At 63.0% G+C, this 2327-nt stretch carries 2 protein-coding genes; one reads left to right on the plus strand and one right to left on the minus strand.

The features are described 5' to 3' along the window. Positions 1-81: 81 nt before the first annotated feature. Positions 82-1791: an amidase gene (locus tag FW800_RS27210; protein ID WP_446438857.1), complete on the minus strand. Its 1710-nt coding sequence runs from the start codon at positions 1789-1791 to the stop codon at positions 82-84. 111 nt (positions 1792-1902) lie between these two features. On the opposite strand from FW800_RS27210, the gene FW800_RS27215 reads away from it, so the two are divergent. Further along, entirely contained in the window at positions 1903-2211 is a 309-nt protein-coding gene (locus FW800_RS27215) for a DUF2834 domain-containing protein (RefSeq protein ID WP_103735010.1), read from the plus strand. Positions 2212-2327 lie beyond the last annotated feature (116 nt).

Consider the following 2327-nt stretch of genomic DNA (forward strand, 5'->3'; position numbering starts at 1 on the left):
TCAAGAGCGGCTCGCTTCGCATCGTGGTTACTGTTGGCGACTGCAAAGTTGTGTAGATACCCTCCCATATTTGAATTGCTTTTATTCGCTGGGCAGCGGCGGTGTGCGCGGAGGGATCACGCGTTTGCTGCCGGTGGCTTCAAACGCTGCGGCAAAGCGCAGCAGCGCCGAATCATCATAAGCACGCCCGGCAAACGTCAGCCCCACCGGCATACCGATATCCGCCATCACGCCCATCGGCACGGTGACGGTGGGCACGCCCAGGTGGCGAATCGCAAGGTTACCGTTGGCCACCCACACGCCGTTGCTCCAGGCGATATCGGCAGACGCTTCGTTCACGTCGGCATCGGCCGGGCCTACATCGGCTACGGTCGGAAACAGCACGGCGTCGAGGCCGAGGTTGTCCATCCAGTCTTCCAGATCCAGGCGCCGGGTTGTTTCCAGGCCACGCAGGCCATCGGGCACGGTACCGATCTGGTCCCACGGTGTGATGCCGCGTTGGGCCATGCGCACGTATTCATCCATGCCGGCGGCGAGGTCGTCTTCACGGTTGGGCAGGGTGCCGGGGTCGTGGGGGAAGATCTTTGGTCCGTCCACATCCGCTAGGCGGTTGAGCGCCGGATCGTTGTTGGCGCGCAGGAAGTCATCGAAGGCCCAGGCAGACAGCTCCCACAGTTCGTCGTGGAGGAACTCCTTGGACACCAGGCCACGGGTAAACACCGTTGGCGCGCCGGGGCGGTCGCCTTCGCAGTTGGATACCAGCGGGAAATCCACCTCGATCACTTCGGCGCCGGCGGCTTCCAGGGCCTGGCGGGCGGCTTGCCACAACTCGATCACCGTGGCGCGGGTATTGATCCTTTGCCCGGTGGGCCCGCCGATACCGGGTTTTTCGCTGGTGCCGGCGTCGGGGTCGGCATTGATGTACATGCGCGGCACGCCAAAGCGCCTGCCGGCCAGATTTTCGCTGCTGGTGGCCAGTGCGGCGTATGAGGCCGGGCGCACCGAGGTGACGCTGGGGATCGGCACCCAGGGTTGCAGGCGCCACAGGTCGCCGCGCTTGTCGGGGTCTTCGGCCACCACGACGTCGAGCACTTCCAACAGGTCGGCCATGGTGCGCGCATATGGCACCACGACGTCCATCGTCGGGGTCAATGGCCAATTGCCGCGTACCGAAATCACCCCACGGGAAGGCGTGTAGGCACACAAACCATTGTTGGAGGCCGGGCCGCGGCCACTCGACCAGGTTTCTTCAGCCAGGCCAAACGCTGCAAAGCTGGCGGCGGTGGCAGTGCCCGCGCCGTTGGAAGAACCGGACGCAAATGGCGCGGTCAGGTAGTCGGCGTTGTAAGGGCTTTCGGCGCGGCCATACACGCCACGCTGCATACCGCCATTGGCCATCGGCGGCATGTTGGTCTTGCCCAGGCAGATAGCGCCACCGGCACGCAGACGCTCAATGGTGAAGGCATCGCGCTGGGCCACCAGCTTGGCAAACGCCGGGCTGCCGGATGCGGCTGTCAGACCTTTGACCAGGTAACTGTCCTTGGCCGTGTAGGGAATACCCTCCAGCGGTCCCAGGGTCTGGCCCTTGGCGCGGCGCGCATCCGACGCCTCGGCTTCTTTCAGGGCGTCAGGGTTGCGCACCACCACGGCGTTCAGCGCCGTAGCTGTCTGCGGGCCATCGTAGGCATCGATCCGTGCCAGGTATGCCTGGACCAGTTCAACGGCCGTGGTCTGCCCGGCTTCAAGCGCCGCGCGCAATTGGGCAATGGAGACTTCAGTAACTTGCATCACGTTTTTTCGCCGCCTTCACGTGGGGGGGATGGCGGCAGTCTACGTACAGATATTTCACAAAACCAGCTAAGGTGGCCGCGATGACTACCATTGCGCTTCAAGGAAGAGACCATGCACAGACCCTATATTGCTCTGGTTGCCCTGCTGGGATTTACCCTCTACACGGCGGCGACGATGCTCACGGCCGAGCAATCACTGCTGGCATTTGGACGCGAGCTGATGTCGCGGCCTGATACCGCACAGGTGGTGATTGACCTGTATTTGATGGCGGTGCTGGCGTGTGTGTGGATGTACCGGGACGCGCGCGGACGAGGGCGCTCCGTGGCGTCGTTGATCCCGTATTTCCTGTTGACGGCGGTGTTCGTGTCGGTAGGGCCGCTGCTGTATATCGTCGTTAATGGGTTCTCGCGACGCACCTGACGGTAGATGCCAACGACAGTAACCACGATGCGAAGCGAGCCGCTCTTGATCTTAATCTGCTTTTGATCTGAGGCGGCCCCCCAAATCCCTGTCGGATTACGGGCACACCGAGCCCA

It is taken from the genome of Pseudomonas sp. 910_23 (assembly GCF_052850795.1).